At 47.4% G+C, this 18,138-nt stretch carries 19 protein-coding genes and 3 tRNA genes; 19 read left to right on the top strand and 3 right to left on the bottom strand.

The window, feature by feature from the left end; translation table 11 throughout:
- Window positions 1-14: 14 nt before the first annotated feature.
- The 12 genes from murJ to B0475_RS04375 all read left to right on the top strand — a co-directional run bounded on the left by murJ (window position 15) and on the right by B0475_RS04375 (window position 14,264).
- A complete protein-coding gene (gene murJ, locus B0475_RS04430) occupies window positions 15-1,559 on the top strand; it encodes a murein biosynthesis integral membrane protein MurJ (protein WP_077410458.1) in 1,545 nt (514 codons plus the stop codon).
- A complete protein-coding gene (locus B0475_RS04425; RefSeq protein WP_077410456.1) occupies window positions 1,556-2,494 on the top strand; it encodes a bifunctional riboflavin kinase/FAD synthetase in 939 nt (312 codons plus the stop codon). Before murJ ends, B0475_RS04425 begins: the two co-directional genes overlap by 4 nt.
- Window positions 2,491-5,289 carry an isoleucine--tRNA ligase gene (ileS, locus tag B0475_RS04420; RefSeq protein ID WP_077410455.1) on the top strand — a complete coding sequence of 933 codons (2,799 nt, stop codon included), beginning with the start codon at window positions 2,491-2,493 and terminating at the stop codon, window positions 5,287-5,289. The genes B0475_RS04425 and ileS overlap by 4 nt, the downstream gene beginning before the upstream one ends.
- The gene (gene lspA, locus B0475_RS04415) at window positions 5,289-5,777 is read left to right on the top strand and encodes a signal peptidase II (RefSeq protein ID WP_077410453.1); all 489 of its coding nucleotides are present in this window, start codon (window positions 5,289-5,291) and stop codon (window positions 5,775-5,777) included. Before ileS ends, lspA begins: the two co-directional genes overlap by 1 nt.
- Window positions 5,758-6,708 carry a 4-hydroxy-3-methylbut-2-enyl diphosphate reductase gene (ispH, locus tag B0475_RS04410; RefSeq protein WP_077410451.1) on the top strand — a complete coding sequence of 317 codons (951 nt, stop codon included), beginning with the start codon at window positions 5,758-5,760 and terminating at the stop codon, window positions 6,706-6,708. The genes lspA and ispH overlap by 20 nt, the downstream gene beginning before the upstream one ends.
- 108 nt (window positions 6,709-6,816) lie before the next feature.
- On the top strand, window positions 6,817-7,296 hold the full coding sequence (locus B0475_RS04405; RefSeq protein ID WP_077410450.1) for a GspH/FimT family pseudopilin: 480 nt from the start codon (window positions 6,817-6,819) through the stop codon (window positions 7,294-7,296).
- Window positions 7,293-7,823: a type IV pilus modification protein PilV gene (gene pilV / locus B0475_RS04400; RefSeq protein ID WP_077410448.1), complete on the top strand. Its 531-nt coding sequence runs from the start codon at window positions 7,293-7,295 to the stop codon at window positions 7,821-7,823. Before B0475_RS04405 ends, pilV begins: the two co-directional genes overlap by 4 nt.
- 11 nt (window positions 7,824-7,834) lie before the next feature.
- On the top strand, window positions 7,835-9,175 hold the full coding sequence (locus B0475_RS04395) for a prepilin-type N-terminal cleavage/methylation domain-containing protein (protein WP_157892704.1): 1,341 nt from the start codon (window positions 7,835-7,837) through the stop codon (window positions 9,173-9,175).
- A complete protein-coding gene (locus B0475_RS04390; RefSeq protein ID WP_077410444.1) occupies window positions 9,172-9,813 on the top strand; it encodes a pilus assembly PilX family protein in 642 nt (213 codons plus the stop codon). Before B0475_RS04395 ends, B0475_RS04390 begins: the two co-directional genes overlap by 4 nt.
- 11 nt (window positions 9,814-9,824) lie before the next feature.
- Window positions 9,825-13,487 carry a pilus assembly protein gene (locus B0475_RS04385; protein ID WP_077410442.1) on the top strand — a complete coding sequence of 1,221 codons (3,663 nt, stop codon included), beginning with the start codon at window positions 9,825-9,827 and terminating at the stop codon, window positions 13,485-13,487.
- 16 nt (window positions 13,488-13,503) lie between these two features.
- Entirely contained in the window at window positions 13,504-13,857 is a 354-nt protein-coding gene (locus tag B0475_RS04380; protein WP_157892703.1) for a hypothetical protein, read from the top strand.
- 2 nt (window positions 13,858-13,859) lie between these two features.
- A complete protein-coding gene (locus B0475_RS04375; RefSeq protein WP_077410427.1) occupies window positions 13,860-14,264 on the top strand; it encodes a type IV pilin protein in 405 nt (134 codons plus the stop codon).
- On the opposite strand, the gene smpB is transcribed toward B0475_RS04375, so the two are convergent.
- Entirely contained in the window at window positions 14,265-14,738 is a 474-nt protein-coding gene (gene smpB / locus B0475_RS04370) for an SsrA-binding protein SmpB (protein ID WP_077410424.1), read from the bottom strand.
- 72 nt (window positions 14,739-14,810) lie between these two features.
- On the opposite strand from smpB, the gene B0475_RS04365 reads away from it, so the two are divergent.
- Both B0475_RS04365 and B0475_RS04360 read left to right on the top strand, forming a co-directional pair.
- Complete coding sequence (locus B0475_RS04365; protein ID WP_077410421.1) at window positions 14,811-15,251, top strand: type II toxin-antitoxin system RatA family toxin; 441 nt, start codon at window positions 14,811-14,813, stop codon at window positions 15,249-15,251.
- The gene (locus tag B0475_RS04360; RefSeq protein ID WP_109862343.1) at window positions 15,244-15,519 is read left to right on the top strand and encodes an RnfH family protein; all 276 of its coding nucleotides are present in this window, start codon (window positions 15,244-15,246) and stop codon (window positions 15,517-15,519) included. The genes B0475_RS04365 and B0475_RS04360 overlap by 8 nt, the downstream gene beginning before the upstream one ends.
- Window positions 15,520-15,526: 7 nt before the next feature.
- Here the strand turns inward: B0475_RS04360 and B0475_RS04355 are convergent, their stop codons facing one another.
- Window positions 15,527-15,862, bottom strand: a complete 336-nt coding sequence (locus tag B0475_RS04355; RefSeq protein ID WP_077410417.1) for an outer membrane protein assembly factor BamE — start codon at window positions 15,860-15,862, stop codon at window positions 15,527-15,529.
- Between the two features lie 72 nt (window positions 15,863-15,934).
- On the opposite strand from B0475_RS04355, the gene B0475_RS04350 reads away from it, so the two are divergent.
- From B0475_RS04350 to B0475_RS04330, 5 genes are all read left to right on the top strand, one after another.
- Window positions 15,935-16,333, top strand: a complete 399-nt coding sequence (locus tag B0475_RS04350; protein ID WP_077410415.1) for a Fur family transcriptional regulator — start codon at window positions 15,935-15,937, stop codon at window positions 16,331-16,333.
- On the top strand, window positions 16,334-16,687 hold the full coding sequence (gene queD / locus B0475_RS04345) for a 6-carboxytetrahydropterin synthase QueD (protein ID WP_077410411.1): 354 nt from the start codon (window positions 16,334-16,336) through the stop codon (window positions 16,685-16,687).
- 74 nt (window positions 16,688-16,761) lie between these two features.
- Window positions 16,762-16,837 (top strand) — tRNA-Ala (locus tag B0475_RS04340).
- A 33-nt stretch (window positions 16,838-16,870) separates the two neighbouring features.
- A tRNA-Glu gene (locus B0475_RS04335) sits at window positions 16,871-16,946 on the top strand.
- A 42-nt stretch (window positions 16,947-16,988) separates the two neighbouring features.
- A tRNA-Glu gene (locus B0475_RS04330) sits at window positions 16,989-17,064 on the top strand.
- A gap of 49 nt (window positions 17,065-17,113) precedes the next feature.
- Here the strand turns inward: B0475_RS04330 and B0475_RS04325 are convergent.
- Window positions 17,114-18,097 carry a polyprenyl synthetase family protein gene (locus B0475_RS04325; protein WP_077410406.1) on the bottom strand — a complete coding sequence of 328 codons (984 nt, stop codon included), beginning with the start codon at window positions 18,095-18,097 and terminating at the stop codon, window positions 17,114-17,116.
- Between the last annotated feature and the right edge of the window lie 41 nt (window positions 18,098-18,138).

The following is an 18,138-nucleotide window of genomic DNA, read 5'->3' as shown; positions in this document are numbered from 1 at the left end:
GCGTTATTTATTGAATGAATTTGTTTAGATCGACCGCAGTGGTCAGTATTTTTACCCTGATATCCAGAATTGCTGGATTTATCCGCGATGCCATGTTTGCCCGTTTCTTCGGCGCGTCTGTATGGACGGATGCTTTTGTAGTGGCTTTCAAAATTCCCAATTTCATGCGCCGGATTTTTGCCGAAGGGTCGTTCTCTCTGGCTTTCATTCCGGTGTTGAATGAATTGAAAGCCCGTGATGATGAACAGTACCTCAAACAATTTATCAGCCACATCATGGGTTGCTTACTGGCGGTGTTGCTGATCGTGCTTGCCCTCATGGAGCTATTGGCTCCGGGTATCATCATGGCGTTTGCTCCTGGATTTGTTGATCAACCTTCGGTGTTTGCTGTTGCAGTTGACATGCTGCGCATCACTTTGCCTTATATGTTATTGATTTCACTGGTGGCTTTTTGTTCTGGTGTGCTCAATAGTTTTGGTCGCTTTGCGGTTCCTGCAGCCACCCCGATCTTACTGAATGTGGTACTGATTCTGTCTATGCTGTATCTGCGTGATGAATTTGCTGTGCCGGTGATGTCATTGGCAGTGGGGGTGCTGATTGCTGGTTTCGTTCAGTTGATGTTTCAAATTCCTTTTTTGTTCAGGCTGGGTATCATTCCTAAGCCAGTGGTGCGTTTTCATGACCCTGAAGTGAGAAAAGTGATGACCCTGATGTTGCCGACTTTGCTGGGTTCATCGGTGGCGCAAATCAATTTGTTGATTGATACCATGCTGGCAACCTTGTTGCCACTGGTTGGTAGTCCAACATACCTGTACTATTCGGATCGCCTCCTGGAATTCCCATTGGGCTTGTTTGGGATTGCCATCGCCACCGTAATTTTGCCCAGGTTGTCGCAAACGTTTGCCCGTAAAGATCAGGCTGAATATCAGCAAACCTTGCGTTGGGCGATGTCATTGGCCATGTTTGTGGCCCTGCCATCTGCCCTGGGATTATTGGTGTTGGCCCAGCCAGTGGTGATTACTTTGTTTGCTTATGACCAATTCAGTCTGCAAAGTGCTCAGTTTACCTCATACAGTCTGATGGTGTTCATGCTGGGTTTGCCGGCATTCGTGGGCAACAAAGTGCTTCTGCCGGCTTTTTATTCACGCAAAGATGCCAAATCTCCGGTTAAAATTGCCTTGAAAGCCATGTTGGCCAATGTCATCATGAATTTTGCATTTGTTGGGTTTTTGTATTACCTGGAGGTGGTTTCATTGCACATGGGGCTGGCCATGGCTGGCGTCGGGTCTGCCTGGATGCAATGTGCCTGGTTGTACCGTAAATTGAAAGCCGATGGTGTGATCACTGAGGCTCTGCTGCGTTTTTCATTGATCTGGAAAATGTTGGTTTCCTTGTTGGTGATGGCTGTGGTTTTGGTGGTGCACTGGATGATGGATATTCAGTGGTATCAATTAAGGTGGTATGAGCGTTTCTGGCAATTGTTTACAGTGATAACAGTGGCTGGTATGTCATATCTGGTCAGTATGTGGTTATTGCAAGCCAAAAAAGAATTTGAATGAACATAATCCGTTATCCGCATCATCAGCCCTTGTCTGTTCCGTGTTGTTTGACCATCGGAAATTTTGATGGTGTTCATCTGGGACATCAGGCCTTGATCAACCGGGTCTGTCAACAAGCCGTATCGCGGGGCATGCCCTCGTGCGTGGTGACCATGAAACCTCTGCCGTTGCAGTATTTTGGGGGGTCCGGTGCGGTAGAGATACTCACTGGATTCAAGCACAAAGCACGCATCCTTGAACGCATGAATGTGGATGTGATGTGCGTACTGAATTTCAATGCTGCTATGGCCAGGATGTCTGCAGAACAGTTCTTCGAACAGGTGTTGTGGCATGGTCTGCAAGCCAGGTACATCCTCATAGGAGATGACTTCAGGTTTGGCAAAGGTCGTCAGGGAGGGGCGCGGGAATTGCAGTCATGGGGGGCGCAGTGCGGGATGGAAGTGGAACAATCCAGTGCTGTGCAAGTGGCTGACAGCAGGGTCAGTTCCAGTCAGATCAGACGGCATTTGAGAGCAGGAAATTTTATGTCTGCGCGGGACATGCTGGGACGTGATTTTAATGTCATAGGACGGGTTGCACATGGTCGTAAGATGGGTCGTGATCTGGGTTTTCCGACCCTCAATATAGAGCTGAAATCGGGGGCTTTTCCACTGCACGGGGTCTACGTCACACGGGTCAGAATTGGTGCTCAATGGTATCAGTCGGTGACTTCTGTGGGGTATAACCCAACGGTGGGTGGCAATGCCATGCGGGCGGAAGTTCATGTGTTTGATTTTTCTGCCGATGTTTATGGCCAAACTGTTGAAGTTTTGTTTTATCAAAAGCTCAGAAATGAAGTAGAATTCGTCAGCTTAGATGATTTGATCGTTGCCATTAAACAAGATGTGCAGGCAGGTCATGATTTTTTTGCAGCATATAAAGGAGAGCCCGAGTGAGCCAGGCATACAAAGACACACTCAATTTACCCAAAACCAACTTCAAGATGAAGGCTTCATTGGCCACCAAAGAACCTCAGTGGATCAAGCAATGGAACAAAGATGGTTTATATCAGGCTTTACAGGAGCACAACAAAGACCAGCCCGCATTCATTCTTCATGATGGACCACCGTATGCCAATGGGGCGATTCATATTGGTCATGCGGTAAATAAAATCCTCAAAGACATCATTGTCAAATCCAAGTTGATGTCTGGGTTCAGGTCGCCTTATGTGCCTGGCTGGGATTGTCATGGCTTGCCGATAGAGGTTCAGGTCGAAAAGAAAATTGGCAAAGTGGGCGTCAAAGTGGATGCCAAAACTTTTCGTCAGAAGTGCCGTGATTACGCAGAAAATCAAGTCAACATTCAAAAACAGGATTTCATCAGGCTGGGTGTGCTGGGTGACTGGGATAACCCGTATCTGACCAAGTCTTTTGATTATGAAGCCAACATGATCCGGGCTCTGGCAGAAATTGCTGAGAATGGGCACATTGAAAAAGGCGTGAAGCCTGTGAATTGGTGTTTTGATTGCGGGTCTGCTCTGGCAGAGGCTGAGATTGAGTATCAGGAGAAAACCTCGCCAGCCATTGATGTGGCATTTGCTTTTGACAGCAACGTCAAGGTGCATGAGGCGTTTGGTGGAGTGGAGTCAGATCAACAGGCAGCTGTGCCAATCTGGACCACCACGCCGTGGACGATTCCTGCCAATCAGGCGGTTTCATTACACCCGGAATTGAATTATGCATTGGTCAGTGGTCACAAGGACTTTGATCTGGTGATCGCTGAAGACATGGTGGCATCTGTCATGGAGCGATTGCAAGTCGCTGATTACCAGGTGCTGGGTGTGACCACCGGGCAAACCCTGGAATTGTTGCAGTTGCATCATCCTTTGTATGACAAACAGGTTCCGGTGATCCTCGGTGAACACGTCAACACCGAAGCAGGTACCGGTGCAGTGCACACTGCACCTGGCCACGGTGTGGATGACTTCATCGTTGGAAAACAATACGATCTGGAGATTTATAACCCGGTTGATTCCGCTGGTGTTTACCTGATTGACACACCCATGTTTGCCGGACAACATGTTTGGCAGGCCAATAAAACAGTGGTGGAAGCCCTGCAGGATGCCGGTCAGCTTTTACACCATGAAAACATCCGGCACAGTTATCCGCACTGCTGGCGACACAAGACACCCACCGCTTTCAGAACCACCCCGCAGTGGTTCATCAGTATGGACAAAGAGGGTTTGCGATCAAGGGCACTGTCTGAAATCAAGCAGGTTCAATGGATTCCGTCATGGGGCGAGGAACGCATCTATAAAATGATCGAGAACCGTCCCGAGTGGTGTATTTCGCGGCAGCGGACCTGGGGTGTGCCCATCACTTTATACGTCCATAAAATCAGCGGCGAATTGCATCCGCAGACGGGTGCATTGATGGCTCAGGTGGCTGATCTGGTTGAGCAAAAAGGCATGGATGTGTGGTTTGATCTTGACGACAGTCAATTGTTGGGCGATGAAGTTGATCAGTATGAAAAAGTCACTGATGTGTTGGATGTCTGGTTTGATTCAGGGGTCAGCCATTATTGTGTCCTGAAGCAAAACGAAGCACTTGAAGAGCCGGCAGATTTATACCTTGAGGGTTCAGACCAGCACCGTGGTTGGTTCCATTCATCGCTGCTCACCGGAGTGGCCATCAATCAGCGTGCGCCTTATAAGCAGGTGTTGACGCATGGTTTTGTGGTTGATCAGGATGGCAAGAAAATGTCCAAATCGCTGGGCAATGTGATCTCTCCCAAAGACGTGGTGAACACATTGGGCGCAGATATTTTGCGGCTGTGGGTAGCCTCAGCAGATTATCGCGGTGAAATGACCATTTCACAGGAAATTCTCAATCGGGCTGCAGATGGTTATCGACGCATCAGAAATACCGCGCGGTTTATGCTTGGCAACCTCAATAATTTTGCTGCTGATGATCTGTTGCCGATGGATGAATGTGCAGAAATTGATCGCTGGGCGGTCAATCAGGCCAGTCAGTTGCAACAGGAGGTGCTGGCTCATTACAATGAATATCAGTTACATCTGGTGTTTCAGAAAATACACCATTTTTGTTCTCAGGACATGGGTGCTTTTTACCTGGATGTCATCAAAGATCGCCTGTATACCTGTAAGGACCAGGGGGTGGCCAGAAAATCAGCACAGACGGCGATGTATCATATCCTGAATTCACTGGTCAGGCTGGTGGCGCCAATCCTGACATTCACGGCAGATGAGATCAGATTGTCTATGAATCAGCCACAGCACATCCTGTTTGAACAGTGGTATACATTCCCTGAATTTGAAGCCGTCAGCGACAGTCGTTGGGCCCTGATCAGCGAGATCAGGCAACTGGTTTCTAAACAATTGGAGAAGCTGCGGGTAGAGGGCAGCATTGGATCATCGCTGGATGCAGCTGTTACCTTATATTTGCCAGAAGACAGTCATCAGTTATTGGCTGACATGAGTGATGAATTGCGTTTTGTGCTGATCACTTCAGCGGCTGGTGTTCAGGTTTGGAATGAAGGTGAAGCGGATCATGTTTTCAGCTTGAATGATGGCAGTCAGGCAGGCGTTACGGTTGAAAAAGCCGCTGGCGAGAAATGCATCCGTTGTTGGCACATCCGAAGCGATGTGGGTGTGAATGCTGAGCACCCTGAAATTTGTGGGCGTTGTGTGGAAAATGTAGAAGGAGCCGGCGAACTGCGGAGGTTTGCCTGATGTTCAAAAACACCGGTTGGTCCTGGTTGTGGGTCAGTGGTCTGGTGGTCATTGCTGACCAGATTACCAAATACCTGGCATCCAGCCATCTGGAGTTGTATGTGCCGCATAAAATCACCGGTTTTTTTAATCTGACCTTGATGCACAATGAAGGTGTGGCTTTCAGTATCCTGGCCGACCAGTCTGGCTGGCAACGCTATTTTATTGCTGTGGTGGCCAGTTTGATCGTCATCTGGTTGCTTTACTGGCTGAAGCAAAACCGCAAGCACATGACCCTGCAAAATGTGGCGCTGGTGATGGTGATTGGTGGCGCGCTGGGCAACATATGGGATCGGATTGTGTTGGGTTACGTGGTTGATTTCATTGAATTGCACTACAAATCTTACTATTGGCCGGCATTCAATATCGCAGATTCTGCGATCACCTTGGGTGCGGTTTTATTAATCATTGACGCGTTTAAAAACAAAGATGAAAGTTCTGCTGGCTAATCCAAGGGGTTTTTGTGCCGGTGTCGACCGGGCCATTGACATTGTTAACCGGGCACTGGATGCATTCGGTGCGCCCATCTATGTCAGGCATGAAGTGGTTCACAACCAGTTTGTGGTGGATACATTGCGCCAGCGGGGTGCGGTTTTTGTCGATGAGCTGGAAGAAATTCCCGATCAGCAGATCGTGATTTTTTCTGCCCATGGTGTATCCAAAGCGGTGCGCCAGGAAGCGGCCAACAGGCAGTTGAAGGTTTTTGATGCCACCTGTCCGTTGGTGACCAAAGTACATATGGAAGTTTACCGCTATTGCAAGCAGGGTTTTGACCTGATCCTGATTGGCCATCACGGTCATCCGGAAGTCGAGGGAACCCTTGGGCAATGGGATCAATTAAAGGCCAGTGGCACCATATATCTGGTAGATTCAGTCGAGGAGGCTAATCAAATTGCGATTCGCCAGCCAGACAAAGTGGCTTATGTCACACAAACCACTTTGTCCATGGATGATACCAAGGAAATCATTGCTGAGTTGAGGCGACGATTTCCCAGGATAGAAGGCCCCAGGCACGATGACATTTGTTATGCCACACAAAACCGGCAAATGGCGGTCAGGCAGCTGGCGGCTGAATCAGATCTGGTGTTTGTGGTGGGCAGTGTTAACAGTTCAAACTCCAACCGGCTTAAAGAACTGGCTGAGCGGCAAGGGGTGACTTCCTATTTGATCGACGGAGCTGCCGACATCAATCCGGCATGGCTTGATGGTAAGCAAAGCATAGGCCTGACAGCTGGGGCTTCTGCGCCGGAGAAATTGGTCAAAGATGTGATCGAATACCTCAAGCAATTCGATGACTCCCTGCAAATATCTGAGTTGGACGGAGAGCCCGAAAATATGGTGTTTGCTTTGCCCAAAGAACTTCGGCTGGTACAAAAATAACCATTCATCGGCGATAATTTACCGCTGGTCGGTCGGCCGCTGATTCCCCTTGTGTACTTGACTTCACTTGCCTATGATTGATGGTGGTTTAAATCATAAGTAAAACGAGTGCACAATAATCACTGTAAACAAAAAGGCTTCACGCTGGTTGAGTTGATCATCACCTTGCTGATTGGCTCATTGTTGTTGGCGTGGGGCGTTCCTGAGTACCGGGAATTGAAGGCCCGGCGAATGGTCACCGATATCACCAATGAAATTGTAACAAGCTTCACCCAGGCCAGGGCGGAAGCAGTTCGTTATGGCAATAATGTCGTGGTGTCCCCCAATGGTACCTGGCAAAATGGCTGGACCATCACTGCTCAGGGCGTGGATGGCAATAACGATGAATTGCTGGCGATTCAGGACCCCATTGACCCGATGGTTCAAGTGTCACAAACCGGTCCATTGGTCGGTGATGTGATCTTCAACAGGATTGGCGGTCTGGAAGGTGGTCTGGAAGGTGAAATTACCCTCGTTCACCAAACCAATTCGACCTACAAGAGAACTGTTTCTATTGGTCTTTCAGGGTCAGCGAGGGTGCAACAATGATCATGTTCAAAAAGCGCAGTGAACAGGGTTTTACCCTGTTGGAAGTATTGATTGCAGTACTGGTTTTTTCATTTGGCTTACTGGGAATAGCTGGCATGATGACCATTTCAGTGAGGAATAATCACAATGGTTATTTGCGTTCACAAGCCAACTTTTTGGCAGAAAACATGCTCGACCGGATGCGCGCCAATCCCACAGCGGTGTGGAATGGCTGGTACAACGGTACCGCAGTAGTCACTTCTACTGAATGCAGCCTGACTGCACCATGCACCTATCAGGATTTGGCTGATCAGGACATCAGTTTATGGGCACAATCCCTGCAGGTGGCATTGCCAAATGGTGCAGGTAATGTCAATTGTGTTAATAACTCAGCCTTACCGGGCAATATTCAACCTGCCGACTTGCCTTCAATCTGGTTTCCGGCCCCGGTTTTTGATGGCGTGTGTACCATCACCGTCACCTGGGATGAGGCCAATCGAGATTCGGCTGCAGAACAACAGTCTATGGTCCTGGTGGCCCAACCATGAGGAAGGTAACTATGAAAATGAAAACACGTGGATTTTCACTGATTGAATTGATGGTCGCCATGGTCATTGGTGTGATCGTGTTATTGGGATTGGTGTCCCTTTTTAACAACAGCAGTGTATTGAACCGGGCGCAAACCGGGCTTTCTTTGTTGCAGGAAAACGGCCGTTATGCCATTTCACGATTGAAAGAAGACATTGAACTGGCTGGTAAAAAGCACTGTTCAACCATGACCCTTCCTGTTGAAGTAATCACCAATTGGAACCAGGGTTATGAAATGAACACCTGGTCGATTGACCGCAGTGTGGACTTTGATAATGGCCTGCCGGCTTTTAATCAGATTCTATTGGATGACAGTGACAACGATCAGTTGCCAGACAGTGTCAATTATTCGACCCTGTTTCCTAATCAATCGACTTATCCGCTTGACCCCAGTTATTTCATTCGTGGCCATGAATGCAACAACGGCGCCTGCCTGCCAGATTTCACTGAGTTGGGTGCTGATTTCTCCACTGACTTCAGGAGCACCGGTACAGATGACAATTCACGGGCGGACAACACCGATGTGTTGACGGTGCGTTATCTGACTGGAGGACATCGGGTAACCGGTTTAAATATTGACCCGGATCCCAATATTTCTGATTCGGTAACGGTGGCCCCGGAAGAAGTCATGGATTACACCGAGGGCGATGCCCTGATCGGTGATTGTGTGAATACGTATGTGTCCACAGCAAACTGGGCTGCCAATGCAGTTACATTTACCGGCAACACCAATTTGCCATACATGTCAGCTAAATCCGATACCCGGGTTTATAACATGGATGAGGATTTTAAAACGGTGTCCTATTTTGTCGGCATCGACAATGACCGCAATGATTCCAGCCGCAAAATCAGCTCATTGTACCGCTCAGAAAACGGTTTGGTACAGCAGCTGGTTGAAGGTGTTGAACGCTTTGACGTGTTTTATCTGGCGCAGTTGCAAACCGGTCATGTTGCCCGGCTGACTGCTGATGAAGTCAGTAGTCTGGCTGGTGGCGGTGATGGTGATGGTGATGGCCGCATTGATGGAACTCAGGGCTGCATCATTCAACCTGTATCCAAAAACTTACCCAGTGGCATTAAGCTGGCCAATGGACCTGGTTGTTTATGGCGATCAATCTATGCCATTGAGGTTCACTTATTACTGAATACCGTTAATGACAGCAGTGTGGAAGAAGACGACCGGTTTATTTATGCCCCGGATGGCCTGTCCCCACAATCACCACAAGGCGGACTGGCCAGTGGTCTGGAAGGCGAGCGGATGTACCGCAGGGCCTTTACTGCATTGGTTCCGATCAGGAGTTATACATTATGAACAGGCACGTAAATCAAAACATGAAACAACACGCGAAACAACAAGGTGCTGCATTGGCCGTAGGTCTGATTTTATTGCTGATCATCACCCTGATGGGGTACACCGGCATGAAAGGCACCATGCTGCAGGAAAAAATGGCTGCTGGCTTGCACAACCGCTCTTTGGCAAATGCCGGGGCGAACAGCGCGTTGCGAGCCGGAGAAGATTTTCTTTATAACCTGGTGGAAAGCACCAATGGTGTGATTCCGGAAGGCACACCTGATGGGGTTTTACAGGGTATATATTCCCGCTTGGGTGGTGATCAGGAACCCACTGATCCTTTGAATCCCATTGTGGTGGATTTCAAGAAACGCAACTGGAGTCACCCTGCCGGTGTGGATCATGCTTTTGACTTCACAGCGGTCAATAACAATGGAGCGCTCTATGAAACCCCGGAATACATCATTGAAGAAATTGCCGGTATCACCGGTGCACTGGACAACAGTCAGGCCTGGGGCGAAACAGGTGGCAGTGGATCTGCAGGCTCCAACCTGCGTAATTACCTGATCACAGGTAAAAGCATGAGTGGCGATGGCAAGACCATTTCCCTGGTTCAATCAACCTTCACCGTGGTGCCCAGCAGCGCCGCAACCAACTGAGGAAGCACATTATGAGCATCAATCAATTATTCAAAGTTTCTGTGATGGCACTGACGGTGTCATTTGCGGGCATGGGTGGTGCCAATGCATCGCTGTTGCAACTCACCCATGATCCCTTGTTTCTGAACCAGACTGTGCCACCAGCCATTGCTGTGACCATGGATGATTCGGGTTCTATGGCCTGGAGTTACATGGGTTCGGGCAGTCGGGGCAATGAATTTGCCGATCCGCTGCAGAATCGGATTTATTTCAACCCTGATATCACCTATACGCCACCATTGCGTGCAGATGGAACCCGCATGCCGGATTCCAAACCCACCGCGGCCTGGGTCGATGGTTATCCCAATGACATGACTGATACGGTTGATTTGACGCAGGATTATGTTCCCATCAGAGAATATGTTTTCAGCCGTACGGGTAATGATGTAACGATTCGTTTTACTTATGTGAATGCCGTACCAAACGTTAATTCCACCAACATTGATGATAATCGGTATACCAATTACCACCCCAACTTCAATACCTGGGGTACGCGGGCTTTTTATCTGACGCGGAATAATGATGGCAGTTACAACATCAATTACATCAATAACGCGGCTCAACTGCAAAATTTTGCCAATTGGTATTCCTATTACAATTCAAGAATGAAGCTGGCCCGGGCAGCAATCTCCAGAGCGTTTGCCAACTTTGGTCCAAGTTTTAAACTGGGATGGCAGGAAATCAACCGGGACAGAACGTACACCAATTTGAATAAATTCGAACTGGATCATCGTGAAGATTTTTATGACTGGTTGTTTGGTGTGCCCACCAGTGGTGGAACACCTTTACGTAGTGCTTTCAAGCGCACCACTGATCTGTTTAAGCTGAACAGCAGTTATTACTCAGAAGATTTCAAAACCAACTTATCCTGTCAGCAAAATTTCCACATCGCCATTTCAGATGGCGCCTGGAACGGTGACTCTGGTTACAATGATGGCACAGATGGGTTTTTACAGGATGAGCAGAACTTTTCATTGCCAGGTGACACCGATAACCTGTATACCGGGTACAATGGTGGTGGTGAGCAAGTCATCTATGAAGCCAGTGAAGACGGCTCAACATTGGCTGACATTGCCTTTGATGCCTGGGCCAGAGACCTCAACCCAGCATTGGACAACAACGTCAAGCGTTTCAAGAAAAGTTACACCGACAGCACTGGTACAGAAATTGATTTCACCAATGTGGATAATGAATGGGATGTGCCAGCCTTTATGTGGAATCCGAAAAATGATCCGGCTTACTGGCAACACGTGGTGACTTACAATGTAGGACTGGGGCTGGAAGCCTCCCGCATTTTGGAATACCAGGCGGGTAATTTTGGTAATTGTCCATTCATTACTGGCTTGGAGCCCAAGGAGGCTGTTTATCGTTCGTTGCGCAACGCGGCTACACCGAATTGTGATTGGCCAGCAGCCAATAATGACGGGCGCAAAGTCGACGATGTCTGGCATGCTTCATTGAACAGCCGGGGCGGATTCTTTTCGGCCAATGACCCCAATCAGTTGATTAAAGCTTTGAATGAAGTGGTTAATAATATTTTGGAACGCTTATCCAGAGGCAGCACCTCAACCGTGTCATCTGGTGTGATCACTTCCAATACAGAAGCTTATACGCCTGGTTTCGATTCAGCCAACTGGACCGGCAACCTGTTCGCCAGATACGTGAACAGTGAAGGTGAATTCAGTGATGACATCCTATGGGATACGTCATGTATACTGACTGATCCAACCCTGAGGGAATGTCCTACTGCAGTGGTTAATGAGTCTTATCAACCGTTCAGTGACAGAAATATATTTGTTTATGACAAAGATGCTGAAGCCACTTCTAATTTGAATGCTTTGAGTGCCAATTTGTCTGAAAAATTAACCAAAAATGCCGCTGAAATGCTGTTGCGCACCGGTGGAACACCTCAACAACTGGTGAATTTTATTCGGGGTGATCAAAGCACAGAATCATTCCAGAATGGCCCTTTCAGAGATCGTGACAGTGTGTTGTCTGATATTGTTCATTCAGGCCCCTTCTTACAACGTGGTCCCAGTGCCAATTATCTGGATGACTACTGGCCCGAGGGATCGCCAGAGAGTGAAAACAACTATCTGGATTTCAAGATAGCCAACCAGGACCGTGAAAACATCCTGTTCATTGGTTCCAACAGTGGTATGTTGCACGCCATTAAAATCGAAGACACTGGAATGGGTAGATCGCCAGGTTCTGAGAAATGGGCCTTTATTCCTTCCAAGGCATTTGAAAACGCCCATCGTTTGGCTGACCCCGATTTTAAACACTGGTCATATGTAGACAATACACCTCGGGTAACTGATGCCTTCATCAACGGCAGCTGGAGCAGTGTGCTGGTCGGTGGTATGCGTTATGGAGGTCAGGCGTTTTATGCCATAGACGTCACCAACCCCAATGCCAGTCAGCCAGATGTTTTGTGGGAATTCTCGGATGCCGATGATCCGGACATGGGCTTTTCTTATGGTCAGGCCACCATTACCCGAATTTCAAGTACCGGTCAATGGGTGGCATTGATCCCCAATGGTTACAACAACTCTGAAAAAGATTACGAAGATGCCAACGATCCGCGTAACATCATTGGTGACGGCACCGCGGTACTGTATGTGGTGAGTTTAAGTGATGGTGCCTTGTTGGCCAAACTGGACACCAATGTAGGTAGTCAAGGTACACCAAATGGCATGTCTACTGCCGTGGCTGTAGACAGTGAGTACTACAGTGAAGGCAGTTCTCCTCCAGGCACGGCAGAGAACAATAACAACATCGATATTGGTGCCGATTATGCATATGCCGGTGACTTATATGGCAACCTTTGGCGCTTTGATTTCACCAATCCTGACCCCAGTAATTGGTCTTCTTCCATCGAGCGGGTGGTCAGAGCGGATAACATCAAAGACCGGCCCATCACTGTTAAACCATTGGTGGTATCGATTCCCAACGAATCACAATCAAAAGCCAATGACGTGGTGGTGGTTTATGGAACTGGAAAATACATAGAAATTCCTGATCGTTCGACAAACCTGCCTGCCAAGCAATATTTTGTTGGGGTTTATGACGGCCTGACTTCAGGAGATTCAGACCTCAGCATCACCAGTGGACGCTTTGTCGATCGGGTTTTGAAGAAAAAAACCGCAAACCTGAGGGATATCCTGCCATTGGAACCTGAAGATTTGCCTAATTTTACGGCTGATTATGGATGGAAGATTGAGTTAGGCAGGGAAGGTGAAGACGGTGAGCGTCTGGCCAATCCATTGACATTGATTGGGGGTAGAATTGTATTGGCAGCCACCACTGTGACCGCCGGTATTGATCCCTGTCAAGGTGGAGGTGTGAGTTGGTTGACCGGTTTCGACCCACTGTATGGTGGTTCACCATTTGTTGGGCCATTATTCAATGGAGAGAATGAAATCACGGGCCCTGATGGTGATCCGATCACTGTACTGCTGGCCGCAGACAGCGTTAAAATTGATGACCTGGTGATTGGTCGTCCACCTATTCTGGAAAATCAGGGTGGTGGTAACATCAATGTGGTGATTGAAGGCGCTGAAAACACCCAGGTGATTGCATTGAGCCAGTTTACCTGGCGTCGGCGTAATTGGACTAACCTGTTGACTGAATAATTGATTGGAGATGAACATGTTTGTAACAAACAAAATGAAAAAACTGATGCTGATGACTGGTTTACTGCTGGTTTCCGGCCTGTCTCTGGCTCAACAGGACCGATACGTTACCCGGCTGATTGAAAGTTCGCTGGATGATGTTAATATAGGATCCGGCACTGTGATTGTACAGGGTCGGTCCTACAAGTACCGACTGGAAGCCAATAAAAGCCAGGCCTATCTGGATGAAGACATCAACAAAGCCCTCAGCATCAGAGACCTGAAGCCTGGAGAGGTGTATTTTTTTGAGCTGTATTCAAAAGCCGATGTGCCTGAACTGAGTGACTTTAAACAAATCATTGTGGTGGCCAAAGAGAAACCAGCGGAGTAAGTATGAAAAAAGTGAAGGGTTTTACCCTGGTAGAATTATTAATCACAGTGGCCATTGTGGCCCTGTTGGCGGCTTATGCCATTCCCAATTACCGACAGTATGTGGTACAGAGTAAACGCACTGAAGCACACAATAAGTTGCTTGAAGTCGCTGGGATGTATGAGAAGTTTTATGCCAACACCAATCGTTATCCAACCAACGTGTCTGGTGGCGGTACGGCATTGTCATTGGATAACTCTTACCTGCGTTGGGAAGATTATCAAATCAGACACCAGGACCGGCCCAATGGAGGCTGGCGACTACAGGCTGTTGCCCTGGGTAATCAGGCATCTGATGATCCGGATTGCCTGCGCATTCGGTTTGATAGTCTGGGCCAGAGAACCCCGGCAGGTTGCTGGAACGATTGATCAGAGCTGATTGCCTTTAAGGATTCGTTGTTTTTGACGATTCCAATCCTTTTCTTTGGAAGCTGCCCGCTTGTCGTGCAGCTTCTTGCCTTGTGCCAGAATGACTTTGAGTTTGACTTTGCCTTTTATCCAGTAGAGGCTTCTGGCCACCAGAGTCAGGCCTTTGCGTTCCACAGCACCGATCAGGTGGTTGATTTGATGTCTGTGTAACAACAGTTTTTTGGTGCGATTGGGCTCGGCGACCACATGAGTGGAGGCTGTGTTCAATGGAGTGATGTGACAGTTGGTCAGAAAGACTTCCCCGTTTTTAATAAACACATAGCTTTCGGCCAGATTGACTTTTCCTTCCCGGATGGCTTTGACTTCCCAGCCCTGTAATTCAAGCCCGGCTTCAAATTCTTCAATAAAATGGTATTCGTGGGATGCCTTTTTATTGACGACAATGGTATTATCCTTTTTCTTGGTCTTGGCCATATCGGTTGTGTGTGACGAAATGGTTTTGATTGTATTGAATTTAATGTAAAAATGCACCCCTGAAAGACGCTTATGTCAGAAATAGTCAAATCTGCTTTGGTACCTTATGACAGTGAACAAATGTTGTCATTGGTGAATCATGTCCAGGCTTATCCTGAGTTTTTACAATGGTGCCGGAGGGGATTTGTTCAGCATCAATTTGAAAATGGTTATGAAGCAGGGATGCTGATTAAAATCAAAGGTATTCAGGTAGAGTTTGTTACCCGCAACGAAATTATCAGGGAGGCAGAAAAAACCCGTATGTTGATGAGTCTGATCAGTGGTCCGTTTCAAAGCTTGTCTGGTGAGTGGCGGTTTTTACAGTTTCCAGAGCTTGGATCGAAGGTTGAATTACAGTTAAGCTATGAAATCAGGTCTCAGGTGATAGGGAAAATGTTTGCCAAAGGTTTTGACCAGATCGCCGGCCGGCTGGTGAATGATTTTGTTAACCGGGCAGGGGCTGTATATGCTTAAGGTTGAGGTTATCTATGCCACTTTGGAAGAGCAAAAACTGTTTCTGGTTCATTTGCCAAAACCCGCCACAATACAACAAAGCATAGAAGCTTCAGGGGTTTTGCAACACCATCCGGAAATTGATTTGGCAAAGATGAAAGTAGGGGTGTTCAGCCAAGTTAAATCTCTTGATCATCAGCTCCGTGATGGAGACCGTGTTGAGATTTACCGGCCATTGATTGCCGACCCCAAAGAAGTGCGTCGGCAACGGGCATTGCAGAATAAGTAAGGCGGTTTTATTCGATTTCGGTGGTGGTTACTTCATCCTTGTTGGGAAAATAGTTACCTTCGGTTTTGACCAGTTGATTGTCTTCAAAAAACAGGCTGAACTTCTTGAGCTTTTTGTATTTTCCTTTTGATTTAAGGGTGTTTATGTAGTCCCAGCGATCCTGGTTGAAAGGATCGGCAATGGTGGGTGTGCCTAATATGATGGCGACTTGTTGCTTGGTCATACCAGGTTTGACTTCATCAATGTCTTCCTGCTTGAGGATGTTGCCTTGTTGAACCGGGGCTTTGTAGCATCCTGATAAGGTCAAAGTGGTCAAGAACACGGCAATAAGAATAGTTTTCATTTTAATTAGGTATCCAAAATTGAACCGAGAATGATACAATAAATTCAATTAAATATCAGTTAATTCTTATCCATGAGCAAAAAAGACATCAAAGATGCAGGCCTTAAAGTTACCTTACCCCGACTACAGATTTTGGAGTTTCTGACCGACCACAAAGGTAAGCATTACAGTGCAGAAGCGCTGTATGATGAAATGAAAGCAGCCGATCATGACATTGGTTTGGCGACCATTTACCGGGTGCTGAATCAATTCGAAACAGCTGGTTTGGTGTGTAAACATCAATTTGAAGAAAATCAGGCTGTCTATGAACTGGACACTGGTGAGCACCATGATCACATGGTTGACGTTGACTCTGGGAAAGTAATTGAATTTTACGATGCCGAGCTTGAAAAATTACAGGTTAAAATAGTGGAAGAGCAAGGCTATGAATTGATCGACCACAAAATGGTGCTGTACGTAAAGAAAAAGTAAATGGATATTTATAAAGAGTTTTACCTGGAATCAGCTCACTGGTTGCCAAATGTGCCCGATGGTCACAAATGTGGAAACCTGCATGGTCATTCATTTAAAGTCATCATTACCGTCAGTGGTGAGCCTGATCCTGAGTTGGGTTGGATCATTGACTTTGCCGACATCAAGACTGCCTTTGCGCCTTTATATGATGAATTGGACCATGCCTGTCTGAATCATATCGAAGGTCTGGAAAATCCCACCAGTGAAAATCTGGCGTTGTGGATTTGGCAAAAACTGAAAGCCAAACTGCCGGAATTATCACAAATTGAAGTCTGTGAAACCTGTACCTCCGGTTGTGTCTACCGAGGATGAAAAATTTCACAATTTCTTCATAAAAGGAATTGACTCAGGGACAAATTATGTCCATAATACGCAACCTCTTAAGTGGGGCTATAGCTCAGCTGGGAGAGCGCAACACTGGCAGTGTTGAGGTCAGCGGTTCGATCCCGCTTAGCTCCACCAACTTAAGAGACCATTAACAATCAGATGTCCTGTGTCCCATTCGTCTAGTGGCCTAGGACTCCGCCCTTTCACGGCGGCAACAGGGGTTCGAGTCCCCTATGGGACGCCATCTTCGTCTGACATGTGATTGTTAAGCCAATGAAAGTCCAGCGTCCCATTCGTCTAGTGGCCTAGGACTCCGCCCTTTCACGGCGGCAACAGGGGTTCGAGTCCCCTATGGGACGCCAATTTCACCATTCTGAACGTACTGTTACTGCTCAGCAAACAGTTGCTGTTTTACTGGGTTCTTTGCCAGGCATAATCACACAAAAACAACAAAGCGCCTTTGGCCACTGAATCAGGTAAGTCACTGATGGCTTGCTGTGCTTGTTTGCTGTGTTGCCGGGCTACTTCCAGGGTGTAGTGAATGGCTTCAGAATCAAGTACCATTTGTCTGAAATGTATGAAATTGGTTTCATCTGGAGACTGAATGGCTGAACTGACTTGTTGTTGTTGGGTTTCATTGCCTGATTTGAGCAAGTAAATCAGCGGCAGGGTGAGTTTGCCTTCGCGAAAGTCATCTCCAAGATTTTTGCCGAGGGAATCGTCATCAGCGATATAATCAAGTACATCATCAGCAATCTGAAAAGCCGTACCCAGACGCATTCCATATTCACCCAACAGTCGTTTTTGCTGTTTATTCTGGCCAGTAATTACCCCGGCCAATTGGCAAGCTGCTTCGAACAGTTTGGCCGTTTTATTGGCAATGATCTGATGATAAGCTGACTCTGTAATATCCACGTTGCCTATGTTCAGTAATTGTTGAACTTCGCCTTCAGATATCTTGTTGGTGGCATCAGAGAGGATCGACATGACTTCCATGCTGTCCGCCTGAACCATCATTTGAAACGATTTGGAGTACAAAAAGTCACCCACCAGGACGCTGGCTGAATTACCCCAGATTTCATGAGAGGTTTTTTCACCACGACGCATTTCAGACTCATCAACCACATCATCGTGTAACAATGTGGCGGTATGTATCAATTCAATCACCGCAGCCAAATTAATGTGTTGATTGCCTTCATAATTCAGGGCGCGGGCCAGCAAAACCATCAAAACCGGTCTTAATCGCTTGCCACCATTGTTGATGATGTAAGCAGCTATTTGGTTGATCAGTACCACCTCTGAATTCAGTTGCTGTTTAAGGTGGCGGTTTACCTGTTGCATGTCTTGCTGTGTCAGCGACATCACATCATTGATGTTGTTGATGGTTGGCTCCATGTCTGTTGTTGTGTTGAATGGGTGACGCTATTATAAACGAA

Origin of the sequence: Marinicella sediminis, assembly GCF_002000055.1 — a bacterium.
GTDB classification, from domain to species: domain Bacteria; phylum Pseudomonadota; class Gammaproteobacteria; order Xanthomonadales; family Marinicellaceae; genus Marinicella; species Marinicella sediminis.
Note: the sequence above shows the minus strand (reverse complement) of the source record. Positions and strands in the feature narration are given on the sequence as shown.